Source organism: Photorhabdus namnaonensis (assembly GCF_001684335.1).
In the GTDB taxonomy this organism is placed as follows: Bacteria; Pseudomonadota; Gammaproteobacteria; order Enterobacterales; family Enterobacteriaceae; genus Photorhabdus; species Photorhabdus namnaonensis.
The window spans coordinates 191,444-211,262 of record NZ_LOIC01000072.1 but is presented as its reverse complement, the minus strand read 5'-3'; the positions used below and the strand labels follow the sequence as shown (position 1 = coordinate 211,262).

Below are 19,819 nucleotides of genomic sequence, written 5' to 3'. Positions count from 1 at the left end.
TCCTAGAATCTCCTGTTGGCTATTATCACAGAGACTTGCCTATTATATGTAATAGCTATAGCTTGTTTATTTGAAGTTGGTGTGAAAAATAGATAAGAAGTATTTTAATAATTTCCTCCCCTCTGGATAGCATTAGCTTCGAGATGGAGAGGAGGGATAATGAAGTTAATTAGCACGATTTTCGAAGATTAATTGTTCTGCGTGATGGGATATTGCTGCTAATGCGTCGTGACTGGCGTAATCATCTTGGACGATTTGTGCCCGTTGTTTAAACAAATTTGTACGCAGCATATTTTCCACTGTTTGCTTAAGCTGAAATTCCGTCGGTTGTGCTGTATCCAGATTAATACCGCATCCGGCCCATACGACGCGAAACGCTGTTTCCTGCTTACCTTCTCCTGTATCGGCAATGAGTACTGGTGTACCGTGGTTGAGGGCGTAATTAATGGTTCCGTAACCCCCGTTGGATATTAGCAATGAAGCTTTTGGCAGCCAGTGCTCAAATGAGATAAATTCTTCGATATGTGCGTTGTCAGGTATGTTTTCTGATCGTATTTCTATTGAACTACCACCGGTGGTTGCTAATACACGCACAGGTAATGTAGCCAGTGCACGCAATGTGGGAAAAATTAACTGGTTTAGATCAGTATTAGACATGGTGCCTTGAGTGACTATCACCAATGGGCGTGGATCATTTTCTTCCCATAATTGAGGTGATTCTGTTGTTGGAGCGGGGTTGGGGAGGGGGCCAATAAAATGAACTGTATCAGGTAAACCCTCTCGTGGGTACTCGAATGCCAGGGTTGAAAGTTGTAAAAAGCGATCAGAACCTAAAATAACTTCGTCATTGAAAAATCGGGTTAACGTAGCGCAGCCCGACTGCGCTAATGCGTCATTAAAGTTATCCTGCACTTCGGTTATTAGTTTCCGTGTCTCCTCATCCACGAGCTGTTCATGTGTCAACTCTGATGGTAGTAATGCAGGGGGAATACGTGGTCCCCAGAAAATTGAATCTTTCGAAGAGTAAGCCAGAGGCGTTATGCCAATTATGATCACTGGCAGGCGATGAGTTTTTTCTTTTTGCAGCAGTGGCAATATGCCATAGAAACAGTTCTCGGCTATAAGGAGTTCTGCTTGCTGTTCATGGATGATTTGTTGTAATTGGCGGTCAAGGAATGGGATTGGGGTACAGAAGAAATCTTTAAACGCCAGCGCCATTTGCAGATTTCCTGGAGGAAGGTGCGCTCGATCAGGAAAACGTTGTTTTAAGTGGCGGTAATCAAAGTCTATCTGCTCATCAAAGGGGATAAATGTTGCATTTAAATCTTCTACCTGTTGGCGAAATAATGCGCCGGTGAATACAGTTACCTGATGTCCTTGTGCTATCAGTGATTGAGTTACTTTTAACATCGGATAGACATGCCCGGGCGTTGCGACCGCTGCAATGACAATTCGTGCCATAACTTGCTCCTTTGTACTGTTTTGATTTAATTACGCTAGCTAGCTCCTGACTGAGGGGGTGATCATTTCATAACAACTGTTACAAATTCATTGTAATAATAATAATTTATCATGACAATAATAACTATAGTTTATTTTTTATGAGGTTATGAAATAGGCCGATTTCCTCCCCCTTTTAGTCTGTGTTAGCACTAAAATGGAGAGGAAAGACGAAGGTATCTAGGGTTTGGTTACTGCGGATTTATTCAAGAATTAATTGTTCTGTAATGGAATATAGCCCGCGGTTCCTCGTCAGGGCTGGTGCGGGCTAGCTAAAGTAAACACGAAATACAGATCCTTAATAATCTTAATAAATCCGAGTATTTTGGGCAAAATGTGGATCACTTTGCTGCTAGTTAAATTGGTTTTCTAATGGATTCAGGCGAACTGCATCATTCAAATAATCAGGTGAAAAATGAGCGTAAATCATGGTTTGCACAATTGAAGCGTGCCCTAGAATTTTTTGCAGAGTTAATATGTTGCCCCCATTCATCATAAAATGGCTTGCGAATGTGTGTCGTAGCACGTGTGTTGCCTGCCCCCGCGGTAGATTTGGAATCATTGATTTAAGTAATAGTCGTACATATGTATAATTGACGTCGGGAAATAATTGTCGGTTTTTATGTTGCAGAATTTCATCATAAAGTGATTTAGAGATGGGAACTGTTCTGTTTTTCCCATTCTTTGTGTCTATGAAAGTAACTTTGTGCTTTATTACCGCTTCCCTAGTCAGGCGTGCTGCTTCATTCCACCGTGCCCCGGTGGCTAAGCACAATCTTGCAACCTTTAAGTTGTCACCATCGAGCGCGGACAGAAAAGCCTCAATCTGTTCCCGGCTGAGAAAAGCCATCTCAGCTTGGCTTTTCTTTAGCTGTTCAATTCCTTTTAATGGATGGATACCATGATATTTGTCCAATTTGATTAACGTCGTGAAAACCCCACTGAGCAACATTTGCTTTTTGTTGATCGTTGCTGGCTTTATACCCGCCAGTAGCTTCTCTGACCTGTAGTCTGCAAATGTGCTTTTCGTCATTTTCAGTACTGGGGGGTTTCCCATATCATGGGCCATATTCAGCAAATTCTGTTTAGATTCTTCACCTGTTTTTAATGATTGCCCTTTGTGCATCCACCACAGTTCAATTAACTCAATGAGAGTCCGGCGATCCGCTGCCTTATTTAACCAACCTTTATCGTTTTGGGTAGCAATCACCCATCGCTCATATTGTTGCGCTTCGGACTTTGTACTAAAACGCTTGCGAATACGTTTGCCCTTACGTCCTTGCGGACGAACGTCAACAAGGTACTGCCCGCTATCTAATTTTGATACACTCATAATCAGTACCAACTAATGAGGGCGCGGCTAAGTTTATATGGCGTGCCCTCAATGCGTGTATATTTTATATACGGTTAACCAACTTTCTGGTCGCTTTGGTTGTCGGATATGCCGTCGTCTCGCCCATCAGAGGAGAGAACAGGGGATATCTGCCCCGCCGCTTTTGACGTCTTATCTGTCATTAGCCATAACGCGTATCTTTCAAATCTGGGGTGATGAGTGACTTTATCAATAATTGATAAGCCAGCCTCTCTATGCCCCGTTTCATAATTTCTTACAGTACTCAAACCTAATCCTAATTCTTTTGCAAATGCGACTTGTGTTAGTCCCTCTGCTTTTCTGATTAGTTTAAGTTTTTCTGCATAGCTGCTTGACAAAGTTCCCACTTGATCCATTGATTGATAATCACCATCAAAAATATTTTCATTAATGAGTTACTTAATTTATAAGCTAAGGGAAACGTTCAGCGCAAATCCCACCACGCCCCCAACGTATGTATATGTTATATATAGTTAACCAGCCTTCTGGCCGCTTTGGTTGTTGTATGTGTCGTCGTCTCGCCCATCAGGGGAGAGAGCGGGGGATATCTGCCCCGCCATTTCTAAAGTTTTATTACTCATTAGCCACATCGTGTATTTTTCAAATCTGGGATGATTAGTGACTTTACCAATAGTTGATAAACCAGGATCTTTATGTCCCGTTTCATAATTTTTTACAGTACTCAAGCCCAATCCCAATTCTTTTGCAAATGCGACTTGCGTTAGCCCCTCGGCTTTTCTAATGAGTTTAAGTTTTTCTGCATAACTGCTTGACAAGGTTCCCATGTGGAGACTATCCTCATATTGCGGCCTCCCATAGGAGACCTTGAAGTACGGCGAAGTCCGGCTAAATCCGAACAAAACTCAGATAAAGATTTGGGAAGAATAAACTATGTCAGTTAAAAGACCTAAGCCTCTCGTGATAAAAATGCCCGATTGCCCTGTTGTTTTCTGTCTGCCATACCCAAAGCTAACGCTTTCAGCATATGCAGAGGTTACAGGTCAAACGGTCAGAACCGTCCAACAACAAGCCAATGAGCAAAAATTGATCCTAACAAAGAAAAAGAAAGGCAGAGAACGTGAAGTAAATATGGTTTATGAATTCCTTGAAGCTTATGAAGAAGCTCAGGAAGCACTCCGCATGAAGTTTTAAAAATAGCTGAGGTGATTAATGATGAATCACACAAATCTCGTTTTAAAACATGTTAGCAATCATACAGAAAGTTACGGTGCTTTTGCAATTCGCCGGTTGCCGAGAAATAAGATTAATCAAACAACACGTTACCAGGTTAGTGATGGAGAATATTCTTACGGCAAGTTTGACTCAAAAGAACAGGCGATGGGCCAAGTCAGGCAGTTATATAGGAGCAGACAGTGAATAGCGTATATAAAACAAAGTATAAAGTAGCGGGTACCATTATTCACAGTACCCGCCTTGTTTACTCAGATTGTGGTCAAATAGTTAACATCAATGCGTATGATTTTTTTGAGCAACACCCTGCAATAGTTCAGCGCGTTGAATATAGTCTTGAAGGAACTTCACCGTGTCTTTTGCTTGTTTAATGTTTCAGCATAACAAGAAGACTATTCTAGTGATTGAAAGCGATATTGCTTACAGCTATCCGGTTTCATCATTAAATTGTTTATGCATCGTCATGAATAATGGGAAGAAATATAACGCCACTAATGTTATATCAGTATCTCTTGAAAACATGAACGGCGAATTCTTATTAACAGGCCAATGTCATGAGCCAGGTCAGACAATTATATAGGAGCAGAGAACATGCAACGTCTAACAACTGATTCTGGATTACCAAATTTAAAATTATTATCTCCAATCGAACGTGCTGATTTTCATTTAACAATCGTGCGCCGAATAACAGATGTCCTGCAATATGCGGGAGACGAAACTCCGTTGTCTCTTTCAGACGTGAAAGCAATCTTTGAATCATTTATGAAGATTAGCACTGGTGAAAATTATGAGCTGAGATTATTAAATGGAGAATTAAACAATGAAAACTAAAATTACATTAACTCAATTTGAATTTAATGAAATTATTAGCGGTTTACCCAAATCATATCGTAGTAGTTTTAATGTTCATCGATCAACTTATGTTAATGATAAGATAGCATTAGAACATTTCATCGCAGATATATTATGCGACTATACATTTGATTTGGCAAATGAAGTTGCTATTAATGTGAAAGGTGAATGATATGGTCGCTCATGTACACGCTGAGTTAATGTTGCAGTATGCACAAGACGCAATGAAAACCAACGAGCCGTGGCTGATGTGGGAACGGCTTTACACTAAAGCAATCGGCTGGGAACAATGTCCACACAATCCGGGATGGAACCCAGAATTTAAATATCGTCGTAAACCCGAAATAATCACTGTCGGTTCTGTGAGTTTTCCAAAGCCAATAAGTGAAGCTCCTGCGCTCGACACTTTATGTTATGTTGTTGCTATACGCAGTAATATTAATATTCACCGTATTACTTGGCATAACGGTTCGCCGATGTTTAGCAATTTCTTAAAGCAAGGGCTTATTCATTTAACGGAAGATGCCGCTCAGCAACACTTAGAAGCGTTAATTAAGATAAATAGGGGGGAATTCTAATGAACTCACTCGAAAAGATGGCTCATAAATATAAATTAACTGGCGAAGATTTTCGCGCACCCAAACTGACTGACGGATTATTATACCCGCTCGTCATGTTGTATGTTGCGTCAGCGATTATTTTCTTACTGAAATAAAACTTTCCTGCATTCTTGTACGGGGGAAGCATGGCAAATACAGAAGCATTCCGCTTTGCTGAAATAGCGATAGGAAACCGGGCTGATGCACTTAATCAGTTATCAGCAATACGATGTCAGCACTTTGGAGGAAATGAAAAAGAGTTAGGCGAGTTTATTTCACTCATGCGAGATAAGTGGGAATGGCCGGATAGTTTTTTATTTAACAAGCGAGTTCTGATTGCTATTTTCAATCTCGCTAATATTCCCGAAGAGCGACACAATATTAGCTTTAATGAATTCACTCCTGATGAGAAGAAATCATTAGTACGGACAATTAATCACTTGAAAGTAGTGGCTAGCATATTCCCGGAACGATTATCTATGCCCCGTTAATTGATAATTAATTTTACTGGCGTAAACCCGCCCGGCCTTTTATTACCTAAATAAAGGAAAGTGAAAATGAGAAATATCGAAAAGAGAAAAATAAAAATAGGTGGCAAAGTTGAAGACAATACTTTGCTTGAATTACTTAACGACGCACGCGCAGATGAGAGGCAATGCTGCGCGGCTCGCTTTTCAGCACGTCTTGCAAAACTCTCAACGCACATTCTTAAGCATAAGCTTGATTATGCCAATGCTTCTCTGTTGTTAACCGACGAAGCGCGTGAAATCGAACGTCAAGCGGGGGAATGGCATTATGTCTGATTCTGTTGATATTGCTGAGAAACATATTGCGGCAACTTTAGAGCGCCAAATCAGATCTGTTACTGACCGTCATATTAGCGTTTCAGCTTTTGAGTGTGAGGATTGCTGTAATTCTATCTCAGAAGAACGCAGGAAAGCAGTGGCCGGAGTCACTCGCTGTATGACATGCCAGTCAATTCTTGAGCTTAAAAACAGACATTACCGGAGCATATGAAATGGCTAATAAAACCATTCTGAAATGGGCGGGTAGTAAAGCCCGCATCATGGATAAATTACATTTACCGGCCGGAAAACGACTGGTAGAACCTTTCGCAGGTTCATGCGCTGTCATGATGAATACGGATTATGACGAGTATTTAATTGCTGATATCAATTCAGATCTGATTAATATGTATCAGCAAATTAAAAATGATGTTGAATTATTTATAGAATTATCACGAGATTTTTTTAAGTTTTATAATAATGAGCATGGCTTTTATCTGCTAAGAGACAAATTTAACTCAGCGTTGCCAGAATGCCGCTCCCCACTTATTCGCGCTGTCTGGTTTTTATATCTTAATCGTCACTGCTTTAACGGCTTGTGTCGATATAACAAAAGTGGTCATTTCAATGTGCCGTTTGGTAAATATAAATCGGTGTATTTCCCGGAAGATGAGATCCGTGCATTTGCTGAAAAAGCGCAGCGAGCAACGTTTATTTGTGCTGACTGGAGAGAGACATTGCAGCTTGTTAAAGCTGATGATGTTGTATATTGCGATCCGCCCTATCTTGGTAAATTCAGTAAATTCACCAATTATCACAGTCATCATTTCAGCTTTAGTGAACAGCATAAACTGACGAATGCATTAATCACATTACATAACGAATCGGGTAATCCTATTGTTGTATCAAACAGTATGGAAGCAAAAGGTATTTATAAAGATTTTGATATTACAGAAATTACAGCTCAACGTTCTATTGCAGCGTCAAGCAATAGCAGAAAGCCCGCCACAGAAATTATTGCCAGTCTGTTGATGGAGGTAGCTAATGATTGATATTCGGTGTCATGCAGATAGTACCATCAATGTTATCTCTGTCTCAGGCGGTAAAGATTCTTTAGCTCAGTGGCTGTTGGCTATTGAAAACAGTGTAAATCATATTGCTGTATTCGCAGATACGGGGCATGAACACCCACAAACTATGGAATATTTGGATTATCTGGAAAACCGCTTGGGGAAAATCCAACGGGTACGCGCCGATTTTTCGAATCAAATAAATGCTAAACGGGCGTTTATCAAATCGCGTTGGCCTCTCAGTCTTGTCTCAGAATGTGGAATGAGTGCGGCACAAGCAGAAAATCGCATCATTGCAGCACTCAAGGTCTTGTTTCCTACCAATAACCCGTTTCTTGATCTGTGCATGTTAAAAGGACGTTTCCCATCAACAAAAGCACGATTTTGCACCTTCGAGCTTAAGCATAAACCCATCTCCGAGCAGATTATCAAGCCTTTGTTATCTGAATTTGATGAGGTTATTTCGTGGCAGGGTGTTAGAGCGCAAGAGTCGCCAGCACGCGCGGGTTTACCTGTTTGGGAATCGGATATTGATGATACTGCGGGGCTGTCTGTTTATCGCCCGATTTTGTCATGGACACATGAGCACGTTTTTGCACTGGCAAAAAAGCACAGTATTAAACCCAACCCCCTATATCAGCAGGGGTGCTCTCGTGTTGGGTGTATGCCGTGCATTCATGCCCGGAAATCTGAACTGGCGGAAATATTCGTTCGTTTCCCCGATGAAATTGCTCGCGTTGCACGATGGGAACGTATTGTATCGGCTTGTTCCCGGCGAGGTAACAGCGCTTTTTTCCCTTCCCATCAAGATCCTGTTAAGCGGGAACGTCGCATTGATTGCGTAACTCTAGAGTCTCACGGCATAGAGACATACCGTGACTGGGCGATGACCTCTAGGGGGGGCGTCAGTTTGATTTATTGGCCGAAGAAAATTCATATCAGGCGTGTAGTTCTGTTTATGCTGGAGTGTGTGAGTGAGTATGCAATGTGAATGGGCGTTTCCGTGGAATGAACCCCGCCCGGCGATAGCGTCACCTTATCTTGATGATACTGATACTTTGTTATCAAAGGGTGAAATGACGTCCGAACATCCGCATGTAAAAAAATATCTCACCCGCTTGATAGAGCGGGATTTACTGCATAGCCAGGTTTTAACGCCTGCGCAACAGGAATCCCGCCGCCGATTTGCTTTACAAGAGAAACAAGCTTATGAAGAAAGCCGGCGCTCGTGGCAGGAAACTGCCGCGGGCGTTGAGTCTTACTTGAACGAACAGCCGCATTTTATTAAATCGTATTTTCAGAAAAAAATAATCTGGTTACGGAAAAATCGCGGTACCAAACACAGCAATGCATTTTTACTGGGAACAGTTAAGAGTGCATTGCTGCGTTTGAATGCAGTCAGAGAAAAACAGGGCGTTAAGCCTTACTGTGAACTGGCTGCTTATTACCAAGGCGTTTTCCGTCATCTTGCAGAAATGAATAAGCGCCGGATTAAATCGCTGGCGAATGAAATTGCGGCACGCGTCAATGAGATGTTTTGTACTGAAACAGAAGATGAGAACGGCGATACCGCAGAGATATCTCATGATGACTTCTTGTTGATCTATCGCAATATTGCCGCGGAAGTCTATTCTTTGCATATTATCCCGCCGCCATTGTCTCCGTTTTCCGCTATTGCGCGAATGATTGACTCAAAATGGTGGGAACGTCAGCTCTGGCGGTTGCGCTGTGACTGGCGAGAAAGTCAGTTACGCGCCGCAAATCAAGTGAATAAAAAGGCTCACCCTTATTTAAGTTACGAAGCGGTTTCTGATTGGCAGGAGCAGCGTCGCCGCAATACTGAGTTCTTTAAAGCGCACGATTTGGTTGATGAAGCCGGTAACGTTGTTTCATTAGAAAGCATGGTTTATGCCAGTATCAGTAATCCAGTTCTCCGCAGGCACGAATTAATGACACGCATGCAGGGCATTGAATTTGTTGCTCAAGAACGCGGTGACGTCGGCGTTTTTTATACCATCACTTGCCCGTCAAAGTATCATGCCAACAATCACAGCGGCCACGCCAACCCGAAGTGGAACCATTCAACGCCCGTTCAGGCTCAACGTTATTTACGCAAAGTGTGGGCCAACATCGGTTCAAAACTGGATCGTAACGGATTGAGGGTTTACGGTTTTCGGGTTGTCGAGCCTCACCACGACAGCACCCCGCACTGGCATTTATTGCTGTTTATGCGCTTGGATGAGCGTAAAGCTATTACTGATATTATGCGCAGTTATGCTATCAGAGAAGACCGCGAGGAGTTAGGTAAGCGCACCAGCGCCCGGTTTACCGCGAAGAAACTCGATCCGAAAAAGGGCAGTGCAACTGCTTACGTGGCTAAGTACATTTCGAAAAATATCGACGGTTACGCACTGGATGGCGAGCGTGATAACGAAACTGGCAAGCCACTAAAAGAGACGGCTAAATTCGCGATGGCTTGGGCGTCACGTTATCGCATTCGTCAGTACCAGGCTATCGGTACGCCGCCTATCACTGTCTGGCGTGAACTGAGAAAACTCAGCAATCAATTGACATCGGTGTTAAAAATTTCGGGCGAGTTTAAGCACGGGCAAGCGCTGTTAAGCGATCCGCTGATGGATGCCGTTACTGCCGCAGCCGATGCGGGGTGTTTCGCTACTTACATTATGAAGCAGGGCGGCGTACTAATTCCGCGCAAAGATTACGCCGTTCATCTTGCGTATCAGCAAAATGATGAACCTAACGCTTATGGCGAAACCGTCGATAAGATTTACGGTATTTATTCCCCCCGGCTGGGTGAAGATTCCCGGGTTTGCACCCGTCTTACAAAATGGAAAATTGTCTCTAAGAAAATTAACTCCAGCGCTAACAACTCTGATGCTGAATCCGTGGGTTTGTCTTTTGGGTCTTTGTCTTTTAGCGGCCCCGCCGCCCCTTGGAGTTCTGTCAATAACTCTCCGGTGGTTCAAAATTCAAGCAAAATTAAGAGAGAAATTGACAGACCTTACGACGATCTATTGGTGAATGAGTTTCATCAAAACTACCCGATGATGCATTTTGATGAAAAAGTGAAACGGATTTATGAGTCGGCAGCGCTCAATAACATCGAAATTGACGATTTTTTAGCCCGCTCATTACTCGGTGGGGGAAATATTATCGTTGATAGTCAATGTTATTGCTTATCTATGTTTGGTTACTTGCAGAAAAAACCCAAACAGTATAAAGAAAACGTAAAAGTTATCATGAATAGGTTAAATGATAGATTGGGTAACAATATCAATCTTAACGATATCTTTCATGATCCTGGGGGGCATTACTCTGCCATGTTAGAAGACATTGACCCGGTAATGTGGGGAGCGTTATTTGGTCACAACAGAGGTATATGATGGATGATGATGCAATTGCTCGTCGAGAGCGGGAATATAATTTGTATATTTCAAATAAAATAAAACGTTGTAAGTTGTGTAATAACGAACTGACATACGAAGAAAAATTCTATTATACCAATAAGATATGTAATCAATGTCGCTTAAGTCAGGGTGTGGGAATTCACCCGGAAGGCCAGGTATCAATTGATGCAGTCAATGAAAGAATTGAGCGTCACTGTGACATGATTAAGGAGGCAGAAAGAAGATATTTTGATGAGCTAAGGAGTAAAAAATAACCAACAGTTAGTCACAATGCGCTATTGCAGCGCATTAACCAACTCAACAGAGGTAATTTATGAATTTAGTATTAAGCGCCAAACAAATTAAAGACTTGGCCGAGTTTGTCGGTTTTTCTGTGACCGCGACTGGACGTGTTGGTAGGGATTGTTATGAGGAATATGTGATTTGCGAAGGCACAATTGCAGAGGACCCGATTGACGGCTCACCGGAATATAATGGCTTGATTGTGCAGGCCACTACCTGGTCGGGTAAATACCCGTTAACTAATCAATCTGTGCACTGTCACAACTGTTTTGTAGAATTGTATCCGCTCGCTCAGTTTGATATGTGTGACCGTTGTCGCGAGGAAAGTGAATAATGACTGACTACTCAACTACAACTGCGCGTACACGCGCAGTAAATAGCGTTCTGTCAGAAATGACAAAGCAGGATGAGCGCTGGGGCGCTGACCGTGATCATCACCCGTTTGTATGGGCCTCAATTTTAGGTGAAGAAGTTGGGGAATTCCATCAAGCCATATTACATGATGTATTCGGTGGTAATCACTCAGGAACGGCAAGAGATGAAGCGGTACAGATTGCTGCCGTCGCGCTGCAAGTTATTGAGTATTACGACCGTAAAAGTTGACCAAATTAGCCCGTAGCAAACGGGCTGTTTTTTGCATTAAATGACGAATAAGTTATGCTTAAAGAAGCAAAGACGTTAACCCGCTAAAATGAACTTAACTGTCTTGTTGTTGTCTAACGTCATATAAGCTCTGTTGAGTTGTGTACATAGGTGTATGATTTATTTGAAAATAAGAGGTAACTATTATGTCATTTGCATTAGATCCGACAGAACGCCTCGCACGGGTTCTGAAAGAAAATAAGAGAAAATTTGCGGTAAGTAAAGATGGCTATGTCTCTATCGACTTGAATAATAAGGAAGTGATTTCTGAGATAAAGCAACGGTTTGAAAAGTTTGAAGAAATGGAACACAGTTTTGTACAGGGAAGTAAATGAACACAATACTTATCGCAATCATACTTATTAGTGGTTACATTTACGTCAATTTATCATTATCAACAAGGTATAAATATAAGCGTTCCGAGGGTTGGGACGCTTATTTTTTTGTCGCTACGTGGGGTGTTGTGTTTGTTTTTGGGGCCTGGTTCCTCTGTTCACTTCTGAGCGCGGCAGGTTTGTTTCGCTGGCTGATCAATTCAATGCTGCATTGGAAAGCCGATGTTTTCCAACAATTTTTCCCGATTTCTTTCGAAAAAGACAGTAATCATCTTAAGGAGTTAAAGGTTACGGTCTGGGGATTGGTATCGATTGGCCTTGCAAGTCTCTTCGGATATCTGAGCAAGCGTAAAACAGAAAAAGGTGATCGTCGGTTCGACGCGTTGGCTCGCGCCGTGGGGAACAACCCTGTTGAGAATATGTTGATGGAAGCTTCTGTCAGGCAATTTCCGGTTATTGTCACTTTAAGTTCAAGAAAATTCTATGTCGGGATTGTATCATGTCCGGCTTTTGAACATGGCGATTGTCATCATATAGAGTTGTTACCACTGTGGAGCGGTTATCGTGATAAAGACACATTAACGATCAACATAACAACTAACTATCGTCGCCATTATATTGAGGCAGGCATTAATGATGGGAGCATCGGCGGGCTTGCGTTAAGTGATTTTCGAACGCTTATCGATAAAAGTGTAATAGAATCAATATCTTTCTTTGATCCTCACACTTACTCTATTTTTAAACAGCACGAAGAATATGACAAGCAAGCATGTAAATCACTCGATCACAACTTTCAGCCACGAAAATAGTTACCGCATAGCATAAATAGAAAGATAAATTAGGTTGCAGTCGCAGCCTTTTATTTTCTTGATTACCGCTTAATTTTCTTAAATTTATCTCACAAATTCCTTGCACAAATCTGCATAATTTTGCACAATAATCACCACGCCAGTAATTCCCTCCCACGCCAGACCCGGCAAGACTTCATCCACTCCGCACAATTGCACAAAAACGCCCCCTTTTTGCGTGCGGGCGAGGCGGGGGACAGCTCGCGCGTTGAGGGGGGCCAGAGATGTATTGTTTATTGCTGCCGCTTTCGGCTTGGCTGACATATTAAGCGTTGATTTCGTAGTGGGTAATGTCTAGGTATTTAAAAGAAAGGCGCTTCACATAGAAGCGCTGAAGGTGTTTGGTGGATGGGTTAATCTATTTGAGCTAAGGCGTAGGGGTTGAAGCGAAGCACTTCGATGCTTAGCCACTCGTTGAGCTGTTTCATTCTTTCCATAACTGGATACAGTTCGTTGATAGCGAAGACTTTTGCGACTTTCTCAATATCGCCGAAGCCGCCCACATTATCGGGCTTTCCGCCCATCAATTGATAGGGAACGCGGTGTGCATCAAGCATATCGCCGCGCGTAACTTCTTTGATGCCAGTAAACTCGTCTTTAGCAGCGATTTGGCTGAATGGGAGGATTTGCAGACCATCTTTTTTCCCGCCCGCCGCGTAGACAAACAGGTTTTTGAACGCCCCGCCGCCACGTGCGTTTTTCAATGACTGTTTTAATTTTTCAACGTCTCTGCTGTTGGCGATAGGGTCAGTCAAATAAACAATGACACCGGCGTGACTCCCGTTAATATAATAGTTGCGGCGGAACAGAGTGGCTTCTCCGTTTAGCATAGCTGAATGCAATACGGCCATGTATTCCGGGGTGCCATAAATCTCTTGGTGAATGCTGCGTGATCGGAGGTGAAACACAGAGCCCGGCTGAAAAGCATGGTCTTCCGCGTAGTGCGTGACAAACCAGTATTGATCCAAGTCTTCACCGCGCCGTGTGTATTTAGCCAGCGAATGTTTAAGCGCAAGCGGCTGTCCGAGCCGGTTCTTTATCAGCTCTAAGTAGGCATTGCCAAAGACTAAAAAATCAAAAATAAATGCTTCGGTATCTTCCCGTTTCAACAACGGGTGAGGCTCAACGCAACCCATGATCACATTACGTTTAAACATGATTGGCGACTGGTGATGTACGGCAATATCAAACATGCGTGCCAGTCCGTAGGGATCAATTGGCGGTTCATAGTAGCGGCCATTTTTTGCGCATTCCATGCAATCCAGCAAGTCGCTCTGACTGGTGACGGGTGAAGCATCGCCAAACGAGAACGATTCTACCCCCTCAATTGCGGTTGTTTCGGTTATCTGCTCCGCCGTGGATCGGGTGCGGTGATTATTGCGCTTGCGACTCATTCAGTTAATACTCCTCCACAAAGCTATCATCAATGCCCCCGGCGTCGCTGCCGAGTGGCTCGTTAAACAGGGCGTGCATACAGGCCCAGGCGAGATCGCCGTGGTTGCTGCCGTTGGTGCGGTCAGATTCATAAGAAACTTGACCGCCTGGGGTGATAAATTTACGTACCGTCATAAATGAGCGGACCAACTCCTGACCGAATCCGGCGTCATACTCCAGCCGGCCCGCGCGGATTACTAGCTGTGCTTTCATGACCAGCGCCCGCTTAAGGGCCGGGGTATAGATGTGTTTCTCTGCTGCGGGGAAAAACTTGATGACTAACTGATGAACCGCGTCACCCACCCCGGTTCCATCAATGCCGATATGCTGCACGTTGTAACGTGTGGTTAGCGCCTTGATCACGTCAGCTTGTTCTTCAAACTCCATCCCCCGTAGTTGAATAGTTTCAACCACCCGAAATTTACCGCCCGGCACTGCTGGCGGTGCAACAACGGTTAATCCTGCGCTGTCGCCATTGCCGCCACCGCCGTTTGGATCATAGCCAACCCATACCGGGCGATTGCCCAGCGGACGCGGCGCGTAGGGGTTCCAGTCTGCCCAGACATCCCGGTTATACCCATCTACACCACAGTTGATTAGGGCGTTGTAGTTGAACGCACGCTCGCCTTTGGCTACAAACCGGCAGCGGTACAGGTTTTCATAATCTTCCGGGCTATTTTCGTCTTTGATTTCATCAGGATCGATAAGATTGAAGCCTTGGGCGATAGCGTCGTCAATGGTGACAATCTGACGCCACATTCTATCCCCGCACAACTTGCCCTGTTTTAATGCTTCGTGAGTGGTATTAAACTCAACACGCTGATCTTTTGGACGCGATTTGTTGTAAAAGTCCCCGGTCCAGAACGGGTAGGCTTCATGTTCTTCGCTTGATGGGGTAGAGAAATAAGTACGGCGTAGCCCAATATGCGATGCCATACCCGCCGCCACTTTGCGTAAATTTAGAAAATTAGATACCCAAAAAGCTTCATCAAAATACAAGTTGCCCGTGTAGGATTGGGCAGTCGCCGCCGATGTGCCTAAGAAGTACAGCACTGCGCCGTTGCTTAAGACAATCGTATCGCCGCCTTTCAGCTCGACCCCGATTTGGCGCGCCAGGAATTGAATAAAGCGCTTAAAGGTCATTGCTTGTGCGCGGCTGGCGGAAAGGAAGATCTGATTTGTGCCGGTTTCAAGTGCATCAAGCAGCGCCTCCCGCGCAAAGTACCAACTCGCACCGATTTGACGACTTTTCAGGATAAAACGGTTACGCTGCCGACGTTGCTGATACCAACGTTGTTGATGCTCATACAATGAATCAAGCACCAGTGTCCGCAACTCAGCGATCTGCTCCGGCGTGAAGTGGTTTTTGGGTACTTTCTTCTGTGTTGCCTTTTCTTGAGCTTTTTTCTCATCACGCGAAAAGCGATCAAGTTGACGACCAAGAATATCAATCACTTTGGCATCATGTGCCGTAATATCTGCCCCTTTCTCAACGATGCGCAGATACTGCACGTCAAGACGTTCTTTTATACGCTTCAACGGTGGGGTTTTGTCCCATTCATCGCGCCGGCGCCATGAATAAAGCGTGTTCGCACTCACTCCCAGCCGGCAGGCAATCTGAGGAATGCTATAGGCTTGCCAATACAGGCTTTTTGCTTCGTCTCGTGTGTCGATAATCTGTTTCATAAACACAAGGCTATCGCGCCCGCGCGTATCAGAATATCAGTGTGGATTGTCGCAAGTGCGCGACAGAGGGAAGGTTTTGCCAACCCCGCAGCAAGTGTTGATTATAGGGGTATCAGGTAAACACCCTATTTACACACCGGAGCATTAACTATGCCGAAGTCAAAATTTTTTCGGGTAGCCGTGGAAGGCGGTACAACAGACGGACGGGAACTAAAACGTCAGGATATTATTGATATGGCGGAAACTTACGATCCCGCTGTGTACGGTGCCCGCGTCAATATTGAGCACATTAAATCTATGCTCCCGGATGGACCCTTTAAAATTCAAGGTGATGTGACCGCCGCGCGTTACAGCGAGATAACAGATGGGCCACTCAAGGGAAAACTGGCGTTAGAGGTCCAAATCGATCCGACTGCCGAGCTGGTTGACACTAATCGCGCACGGCAAAAAGTTTACTCTTCTGTCGAAATGCATCCGGCCCTACCGGCAACCGGCCGCCCTTATCTTTGTGGCCTGGCCGTAACAGATAATCCGGCCAGCCTGGGCACTGAAATGCTGAAATTTTGCAGTCAGCAGCCGGTCAATCCTTACGCATCACGCAAGAGTTTTCCGGAAGCGCTTTTCTCTGCCGTAGAAGAAACTTTTATCGAATTTGAAGGACAAGCCGTACAGCAAAGTGAAAATGGTAAAGCGTTTTTCTCTCGTATCACCGAGCTGTTAACGGGCAGCAGTAAGCGCTTTAGTCAGGAAACCGGAGAACTGCGCGATGCAGTGACGCTGATTGCTGAGACTCAGCGCGATACGCTGAACAAGCTGGAAAAATACCAAGCCCTTGAGTGTGACCACCGGAAGTTGATCCGGGATTTCGGCAAGCTACAGAGCGATTTCACTGCGCTGCAAACCCAACTCGAAACGCAACCGAACAACTACAGTCAACGGCCAACGGCTATTGGTCACTCCGGTAAATCTACTGGTGACTTAGCAGATTGCTAACAACGCGATAATCAATAAGCAGGAAACAAACATGAGAAACGAAACCCGCGAGAAATGGGATCAGTATATTGAACGCCAGGCGGAGTTAAATGGTATTGCTCCCGCCGCCGTCACCAAGCATTTCAGCATTGAGCCGTCTGTCGCGCAAAGACTGGAAGATAAGGCGCAGCAATCGAGCGATTTTCTTCAAAAAATCAACATTGTGGGTGTACCGGAGCAAGAAGGCGAAAAAATCGGTCTGGGTATCAATGGCCCGTTGGCATCAACCAACGACTCAACCAGCGACCGACGCGAGCCGCGCTCGGTGCATACACTTGAAAATAATGGCTATCGCTGTGAAAAAACCAACACGGACACGTTTATCAGCTATCCAAAGTTAGACATGTGGTCAAAGTTCAGGGATTTTCAAGCACGCATCACTAATCAAATCATCCGCCGCCGTGCGCTTGATCGTATTGCGGTCGGTTTTAACGGCACTCATCGCGCCGCTAAATCAGATTTGAAAACAAACCCGCTTTTGCAGGATGTTAATATTGGCTGGCTTGAGCAGTATCGCAAAAATGCGCCGCAACGTGTCATGAAGAATGTCACTGTCACCAGTCGTGACGATGAAAATAAAATTATCGCCAAAGGTGACTACGGTAACTTGGATTCATTGGGCTTCGACGCGGCTAATAGTTTATTGGATGAGTGGCACAAGGGATCGTCTGAATTGGTTGTTATTTGTGGTCGCACCATTGTCACCAGTAAAGAGTTTGCGATCATCAATGCCATTAGCGCAGAAAACCCTAACTCAGAAGCCCTAGCCGGTAAGCTGTTGATTGCTAATAAATCGATCGCTAACATGCCAACGTATATTGCTCCGTTCTTTCCTGACGGAACGATGTTTATTACGCCCTTTAGCAACCTGTCAATATATTGGCATGATGGAAAGCATCGCCGAATGATTAAAGAAGAGCCGGAGCTAAACCGTGTCGCAACTTACGAATCATCAAACGACGCGTATGTTATTGAAGATTACGGCTTTGGTTGCGTGATTGAAGGTATCACATTTGCGAAACCTGCGGGCCCCGGTGCATAAGTTAAGCGGTCCGATATTTGATATTTGTGGGGTAATATCATGCTGACACCAGCACAGCGACATTTTCAAAACGTGATGGCCCAACGACGCGGCACACAGGCTAACGCCAGTGATTTTACTGCTTATGAACAGATGTTGCACCGGCTGCGGCTTGATAAAGTGAAGCTGAAAAGTATTCAGTCGAAAACAGTGAAAGCCGCCGTCAAGCAAAGTCTGATTGGCAGTTACCAAGGCTGGATTGACGGTGTATTGAGTGCAGACACCGGCCAATCCGATGACGTGATTACGACTTTGATGATCTGGAATATTGATGCCGGCAATCTTGATGATGCCTTGCGTATTGCTGAGTATGTTCTGCGCCATAAGTTGAATATGCCCGATCAGTTCGAGCGAACTCCCGCCACGGCTCTTGTTGATGAAATTTGCGATCCGGTACTGGTTGCATTCAACCGTGATCCGCGTATCGCACCGATTGACGTCTCATTGCTATTGCGCCTTGATGCCATGACCAACGCGGAAGATATGCCGGACCCGGTACGCGCTAAACTGTTTAAAGCGATCGGCTACAGTCTGCGCCTTGACTCACAGGCGCTGGGATCAGCCCTCGCTTATCTCCAGCAGGCGATCACGTTGTTTGGCAAAATCGGCGTTAAACGCGACATTGAACTGCTGCAACGCGCCATCAAGAGTACGCAAGAGCCGGACACAAATAATGATAACCCAGAGTCCGCGACTGAGCTCGTTGCCACTATCACGCAGGAACAGCAAGAGGCAGTCGCCTCATCGCCGGAAAGCGCTGCCACTGCACGCCGTGCCGGTGTTAAAAAAACTGCCGCTACACCCAGACCGCGAGCAACCCGTCAGACTAAAACCCGCGCTGGCAAGAAAACCGCGCAGTAACAGAATGTGCCCCGCGCACCAGGCGGCATGGCATAGTCGGATGGTTTCTCTGTTTCGTCTATGCCGTCCACCGCCTGCCTTATGAGGAGTGAGTTGCATGACAGGCTTAAGAGCCCCGAAGGAAATTACCCCGACTTCCGCCCCCCAGGAAGACATCAACGATGGCGGGTCTGTGGTCACTTCTGGGGCATTCTGGCCCGATATCAAGCTCGCAGATTTGCGCCGGGCCATGCGTCTGGACGGTACCGTGACCACTGACCGGCTGATGCACGCCGCTTCTGAGGCAGCACTCAATGCTAACAGCCAGCTTGACGCCTGGCGCGAAAAGCAGGAAGCCGATGGGTTTGTTTCGCTGATGACGGTACCGGCCCCGGCAATTAATGGTACCACTGCGTTAGTCTTTCGTTATCACCGTGCAGTGTATTGCTTTGCTAAAGCGTTGCTGACCGAGGGTTATCGTGACATTGATACGACGCGTCAGGGTGAAAAGCACGCTCAGGCGCTCAGTACGCAAATAGATGATTTGTGGCGCGATGGGCAACACGCTATTCGAGATATTTTGGGGCGTCATCGCATGATAGCGGAGCTAGTCTGATGGAAGTGCAGGCGCTACAGGGGGATACCGTTGATCTATTGTGTCAACGTTATTACGGACGTACGCAAGGCGTTGTTGAAGCTGTGTTGAATGCTAATAACGATATTTGCCACACGACGCTATTACGCCCCGGCCAGCTTGTTATCTTGCCCGATTTCGCACCAGCGCAGCAGGATAGCATTGTTCAATTGTGGGATTAAAAACACTAGGCTGTACAACTTAGGGA

26 protein-coding genes and 1 pseudogene are annotated in these 19,819 nt (G+C 44.9%); 21 read left to right on the top strand and 6 right to left on the bottom strand.

All coding sequences use genetic code 11. The annotated features are described in order from the left end of the window. Positions 1-165: 165 nt before the first annotated feature. The 4 genes from Phpb_RS13385 to Phpb_RS13370 all read right to left on the bottom strand — a co-directional run bounded on the left by Phpb_RS13385 (position 166) and on the right by Phpb_RS13370 (position 3,657). Entirely contained in the window at positions 166-1,461 is a 1,296-nt protein-coding gene (locus tag Phpb_RS13385) for a glycosyltransferase (RefSeq protein WP_082302582.1), read from the bottom strand. 391 nt (positions 1,462-1,852) lie between these two features. Then, positions 1,853-2,833: a phage integrase gene (locus tag Phpb_RS13380; RefSeq protein WP_065390755.1), complete on the bottom strand. Its 981-nt coding sequence runs from the start codon at positions 2,831-2,833 to the stop codon at positions 1,853-1,855. A 74-nt stretch (positions 2,834-2,907) separates the two neighbouring features. Continuing rightward, complete coding sequence (locus tag Phpb_RS13375; protein ID WP_082302581.1) at positions 2,908-3,228, bottom strand: helix-turn-helix domain-containing protein; 321 nt, start codon at positions 3,226-3,228, stop codon at positions 2,908-2,910. Positions 3,229-3,345: 117 nt separating this feature from the next. Then, positions 3,346-3,657: a helix-turn-helix domain-containing protein gene (locus Phpb_RS13370; protein WP_065390754.1), complete on the bottom strand. Its 312-nt coding sequence runs from the start codon at positions 3,655-3,657 to the stop codon at positions 3,346-3,348. A 106-nt stretch (positions 3,658-3,763) separates the two neighbouring features. Here Phpb_RS13370 and Phpb_RS13365 point away from each other — a divergent pair, with 106 nt between their 5' ends. From Phpb_RS13365 to Phpb_RS13280, 16 genes and pseudogenes are all read left to right on the top strand, one after another. Beyond that, the gene (locus tag Phpb_RS13365; protein WP_049585555.1) at positions 3,764-4,024 is read left to right on the top strand and encodes a hypothetical protein; all 261 of its coding nucleotides are present in this window, start codon (positions 3,764-3,766) and stop codon (positions 4,022-4,024) included. A 630-nt stretch (positions 4,025-4,654) separates the two neighbouring features. Further along, positions 4,655-4,894: a hypothetical protein gene (locus Phpb_RS13345; RefSeq protein WP_065390750.1), complete on the top strand. Its 240-nt coding sequence runs from the start codon at positions 4,655-4,657 to the stop codon at positions 4,892-4,894. Beyond that, positions 4,884-5,087 carry a hypothetical protein gene (locus tag Phpb_RS13340; RefSeq protein ID WP_065390749.1) on the top strand — a complete coding sequence of 68 codons (204 nt, stop codon included), beginning with the start codon at positions 4,884-4,886 and terminating at the stop codon, positions 5,085-5,087. The genes Phpb_RS13345 and Phpb_RS13340 overlap by 11 nt, the downstream gene beginning before the upstream one ends. A gap of 1 nt (position 5,088) precedes the next feature. Further along, a complete protein-coding gene (locus Phpb_RS13335) occupies positions 5,089-5,493 on the top strand; it encodes a hypothetical protein (RefSeq protein ID WP_065390748.1) in 405 nt (134 codons plus the stop codon). Further along, entirely contained in the window at positions 5,493-5,630 is a 138-nt protein-coding gene (locus Phpb_RS26060; protein ID WP_165603294.1) for a hypothetical protein, read from the top strand. Before Phpb_RS13335 ends, Phpb_RS26060 begins: the two co-directional genes overlap by 1 nt. A 30-nt stretch (positions 5,631-5,660) precedes the next feature. After that, positions 5,661-6,005, top strand: a complete 345-nt coding sequence (locus Phpb_RS13330; protein ID WP_065390747.1) for a DUF5347 family protein — start codon at positions 5,661-5,663, stop codon at positions 6,003-6,005. Between the two features lie 66 nt (positions 6,006-6,071). Beyond that, a complete protein-coding gene (locus Phpb_RS13325; protein WP_065390746.1) occupies positions 6,072-6,317 on the top strand; it encodes a DUF2732 family protein in 246 nt (81 codons plus the stop codon). Beyond that, positions 6,310-6,531: a TraR/DksA C4-type zinc finger protein gene (locus tag Phpb_RS13320; RefSeq protein ID WP_065390745.1), complete on the top strand. Its 222-nt coding sequence runs from the start codon at positions 6,310-6,312 to the stop codon at positions 6,529-6,531. Before Phpb_RS13325 ends, Phpb_RS13320 begins: the two co-directional genes overlap by 8 nt. Before the next feature lies 1 nt (position 6,532). Further along, positions 6,533-7,351, top strand: coding sequence for a DNA adenine methylase (locus Phpb_RS13315; protein WP_065390744.1), 819 nt, complete (start codon positions 6,533-6,535; stop codon positions 7,349-7,351). Beyond that, a pseudogene (locus Phpb_RS13310) lies at positions 7,344-8,347 on the top strand (phosphoadenosine phosphosulfate reductase domain-containing protein). Before Phpb_RS13315 ends, Phpb_RS13310 begins: the two are co-directional and overlap by 8 nt. A gap of 2 nt (positions 8,348-8,349) precedes the next feature. Beyond that, a complete protein-coding gene (locus Phpb_RS13305) occupies positions 8,350-10,773 on the top strand; it encodes a replication endonuclease (protein ID WP_065390743.1) in 2,424 nt (807 codons plus the stop codon). Next, positions 10,770-11,051: a hypothetical protein gene (locus Phpb_RS13300; protein WP_205634779.1), complete on the top strand. Its 282-nt coding sequence runs from the start codon at positions 10,770-10,772 to the stop codon at positions 11,049-11,051. Before Phpb_RS13305 ends, Phpb_RS13300 begins: the two co-directional genes overlap by 4 nt. A gap of 59 nt (positions 11,052-11,110) precedes the next feature. Beyond that, the gene (locus Phpb_RS13295) at positions 11,111-11,413 is read left to right on the top strand and encodes a hypothetical protein (RefSeq protein ID WP_065390741.1); all 303 of its coding nucleotides are present in this window, start codon (positions 11,111-11,113) and stop codon (positions 11,411-11,413) included. Next, positions 11,413-11,682, top strand: coding sequence for a MazG-like family protein (locus tag Phpb_RS13290; RefSeq protein WP_082302579.1), 270 nt, complete (start codon positions 11,413-11,415; stop codon positions 11,680-11,682). Before Phpb_RS13295 ends, Phpb_RS13290 begins: the two co-directional genes overlap by 1 nt. Before the next feature lie 185 nt (positions 11,683-11,867). Further along, positions 11,868-12,056, top strand: coding sequence for a hypothetical protein (locus Phpb_RS13285; RefSeq protein ID WP_065390740.1), 189 nt, complete (start codon positions 11,868-11,870; stop codon positions 12,054-12,056). Continuing rightward, complete coding sequence (locus Phpb_RS13280; protein WP_065390739.1) at positions 12,053-12,865, top strand: hypothetical protein; 813 nt, start codon at positions 12,053-12,055, stop codon at positions 12,863-12,865. The genes Phpb_RS13285 and Phpb_RS13280 overlap by 4 nt, the downstream gene beginning before the upstream one ends. A 392-nt stretch (positions 12,866-13,257) precedes the next feature. Here Phpb_RS13280 and Phpb_RS13270 read toward each other — a convergent pair whose 3' ends face one another. Together Phpb_RS13270 and Phpb_RS13265 are read right to left on the bottom strand one after the other, a co-directional pair. Then, entirely contained in the window at positions 13,258-14,298 is a 1,041-nt protein-coding gene (locus Phpb_RS13270) for a phage portal protein (RefSeq protein WP_065390737.1), read from the bottom strand. 4 nt (positions 14,299-14,302) lie between these two features. Further along, positions 14,303-16,024 carry a terminase large subunit domain-containing protein gene (locus Phpb_RS13265; RefSeq protein ID WP_065390736.1) on the bottom strand — a complete coding sequence of 574 codons (1,722 nt, stop codon included), beginning with the start codon at positions 16,022-16,024 and terminating at the stop codon, positions 14,303-14,305. A 150-nt stretch (positions 16,025-16,174) separates the two neighbouring features. Here Phpb_RS13265 and Phpb_RS13260 point away from each other — a divergent pair, with 150 nt between their 5' ends. The 5 genes from Phpb_RS13260 (at position 16,175) to Phpb_RS13240 (ending at position 19,793) form a co-directional block, all read left to right on the top strand. Continuing rightward, positions 16,175-17,017 carry a GPO family capsid scaffolding protein gene (locus Phpb_RS13260; protein ID WP_065390735.1) on the top strand — a complete coding sequence of 281 codons (843 nt, stop codon included), beginning with the start codon at positions 16,175-16,177 and terminating at the stop codon, positions 17,015-17,017. Positions 17,018-17,048: 31 nt separating this feature from the next. Then, positions 17,049-18,098: a phage major capsid protein, P2 family gene (locus Phpb_RS13255; RefSeq protein WP_065390734.1), complete on the top strand. Its 1,050-nt coding sequence runs from the start codon at positions 17,049-17,051 to the stop codon at positions 18,096-18,098. A 39-nt stretch (positions 18,099-18,137) separates the two neighbouring features. Next, positions 18,138-18,998 carry a phage terminase small subunit gene (gpM, locus tag Phpb_RS13250; RefSeq protein ID WP_065390733.1) on the top strand — a complete coding sequence of 287 codons (861 nt, stop codon included), beginning with the start codon at positions 18,138-18,140 and terminating at the stop codon, positions 18,996-18,998. Positions 18,999-19,095: 97 nt separating this feature from the next. After that, positions 19,096-19,593 carry a head completion/stabilization protein gene (locus Phpb_RS13245; RefSeq protein ID WP_065390732.1) on the top strand — a complete coding sequence of 166 codons (498 nt, stop codon included), beginning with the start codon at positions 19,096-19,098 and terminating at the stop codon, positions 19,591-19,593. Continuing rightward, positions 19,593-19,793, top strand: coding sequence for a tail protein X (locus Phpb_RS13240; RefSeq protein WP_065390731.1), 201 nt, complete (start codon positions 19,593-19,595; stop codon positions 19,791-19,793). Before Phpb_RS13245 ends, Phpb_RS13240 begins: the two co-directional genes overlap by 1 nt. Positions 19,794-19,819: the final 26 nt, after the last annotated feature.

Coding starts and splice junctions, on each gene's coding strand:
- Phpb_RS13385 (WP_082302582.1), bottom strand. CDS start 1,461: ATGGCACGAATTGTCATTGCAGCGGTCGCAACGCCCGGGCATGTCTAT.
- Phpb_RS13380 (WP_065390755.1), bottom strand. CDS start 2,833: ATGAGTGTATCAAAATTAGATAGCGGGCAGTACCTTGTTGACGTTCGT.
- Phpb_RS13375 (WP_082302581.1), bottom strand. CDS start 3,228: ATGGATCAAGTGGGAACTTTGTCAAGCAGCTATGCAGAAAAACTTAAA.
- Phpb_RS13370 (WP_065390754.1), bottom strand. CDS start 3,657: ATGGGAACCTTGTCAAGCAGTTATGCAGAAAAACTTAAACTCATTAGA.
- Phpb_RS13365 (WP_049585555.1), top strand. CDS start 3,764: ATGTCAGTTAAAAGACCTAAGCCTCTCGTGATAAAAATGCCCGATTGC.
- Phpb_RS13345 (WP_065390750.1), top strand. CDS start 4,655: ATGCAACGTCTAACAACTGATTCTGGATTACCAAATTTAAAATTATTA.
- Phpb_RS13340 (WP_065390749.1), top strand. CDS start 4,884: ATGAAAACTAAAATTACATTAACTCAATTTGAATTTAATGAAATTATT.
- Phpb_RS13335 (WP_065390748.1), top strand. CDS start 5,089: ATGGTCGCTCATGTACACGCTGAGTTAATGTTGCAGTATGCACAAGAC.
- Phpb_RS26060 (WP_165603294.1), top strand. CDS start 5,493: ATGAACTCACTCGAAAAGATGGCTCATAAATATAAATTAACTGGCGAA.
- Phpb_RS13330 (WP_065390747.1), top strand. CDS start 5,661: ATGGCAAATACAGAAGCATTCCGCTTTGCTGAAATAGCGATAGGAAAC.
- Phpb_RS13325 (WP_065390746.1), top strand. CDS start 6,072: ATGAGAAATATCGAAAAGAGAAAAATAAAAATAGGTGGCAAAGTTGAA.
- Phpb_RS13320 (WP_065390745.1), top strand. CDS start 6,310: ATGTCTGATTCTGTTGATATTGCTGAGAAACATATTGCGGCAACTTTA.
- Phpb_RS13315 (WP_065390744.1), top strand. CDS start 6,533: ATGGCTAATAAAACCATTCTGAAATGGGCGGGTAGTAAAGCCCGCATC.
- Phpb_RS13305 (WP_065390743.1), top strand. CDS start 8,350: ATGCAATGTGAATGGGCGTTTCCGTGGAATGAACCCCGCCCGGCGATA.
- Phpb_RS13300 (WP_205634779.1), top strand. CDS start 10,770: ATGATGGATGATGATGCAATTGCTCGTCGAGAGCGGGAATATAATTTG.
- Phpb_RS13295 (WP_065390741.1), top strand. CDS start 11,111: ATGAATTTAGTATTAAGCGCCAAACAAATTAAAGACTTGGCCGAGTTT.
- Phpb_RS13290 (WP_082302579.1), top strand. CDS start 11,413: ATGACTGACTACTCAACTACAACTGCGCGTACACGCGCAGTAAATAGC.
- Phpb_RS13285 (WP_065390740.1), top strand. CDS start 11,868: ATGTCATTTGCATTAGATCCGACAGAACGCCTCGCACGGGTTCTGAAA.
- Phpb_RS13280 (WP_065390739.1), top strand. CDS start 12,053: ATGAACACAATACTTATCGCAATCATACTTATTAGTGGTTACATTTAC.
- Phpb_RS13270 (WP_065390737.1), bottom strand. CDS start 14,298: ATGAGTCGCAAGCGCAATAATCACCGCACCCGATCCACGGCGGAGCAG.
- Phpb_RS13265 (WP_065390736.1), bottom strand. CDS start 16,024: ATGAAACAGATTATCGACACACGAGACGAAGCAAAAAGCCTGTATTGG.
- Phpb_RS13260 (WP_065390735.1), top strand. CDS start 16,175: ATGCCGAAGTCAAAATTTTTTCGGGTAGCCGTGGAAGGCGGTACAACA.
- Phpb_RS13255 (WP_065390734.1), top strand. CDS start 17,049: ATGAGAAACGAAACCCGCGAGAAATGGGATCAGTATATTGAACGCCAG.
- gpM (WP_065390733.1), top strand. CDS start 18,138: ATGCTGACACCAGCACAGCGACATTTTCAAAACGTGATGGCCCAACGA.
- Phpb_RS13245 (WP_065390732.1), top strand. CDS start 19,096: ATGACAGGCTTAAGAGCCCCGAAGGAAATTACCCCGACTTCCGCCCCC.
- Phpb_RS13240 (WP_065390731.1), top strand. CDS start 19,593: ATGGAAGTGCAGGCGCTACAGGGGGATACCGTTGATCTATTGTGTCAA.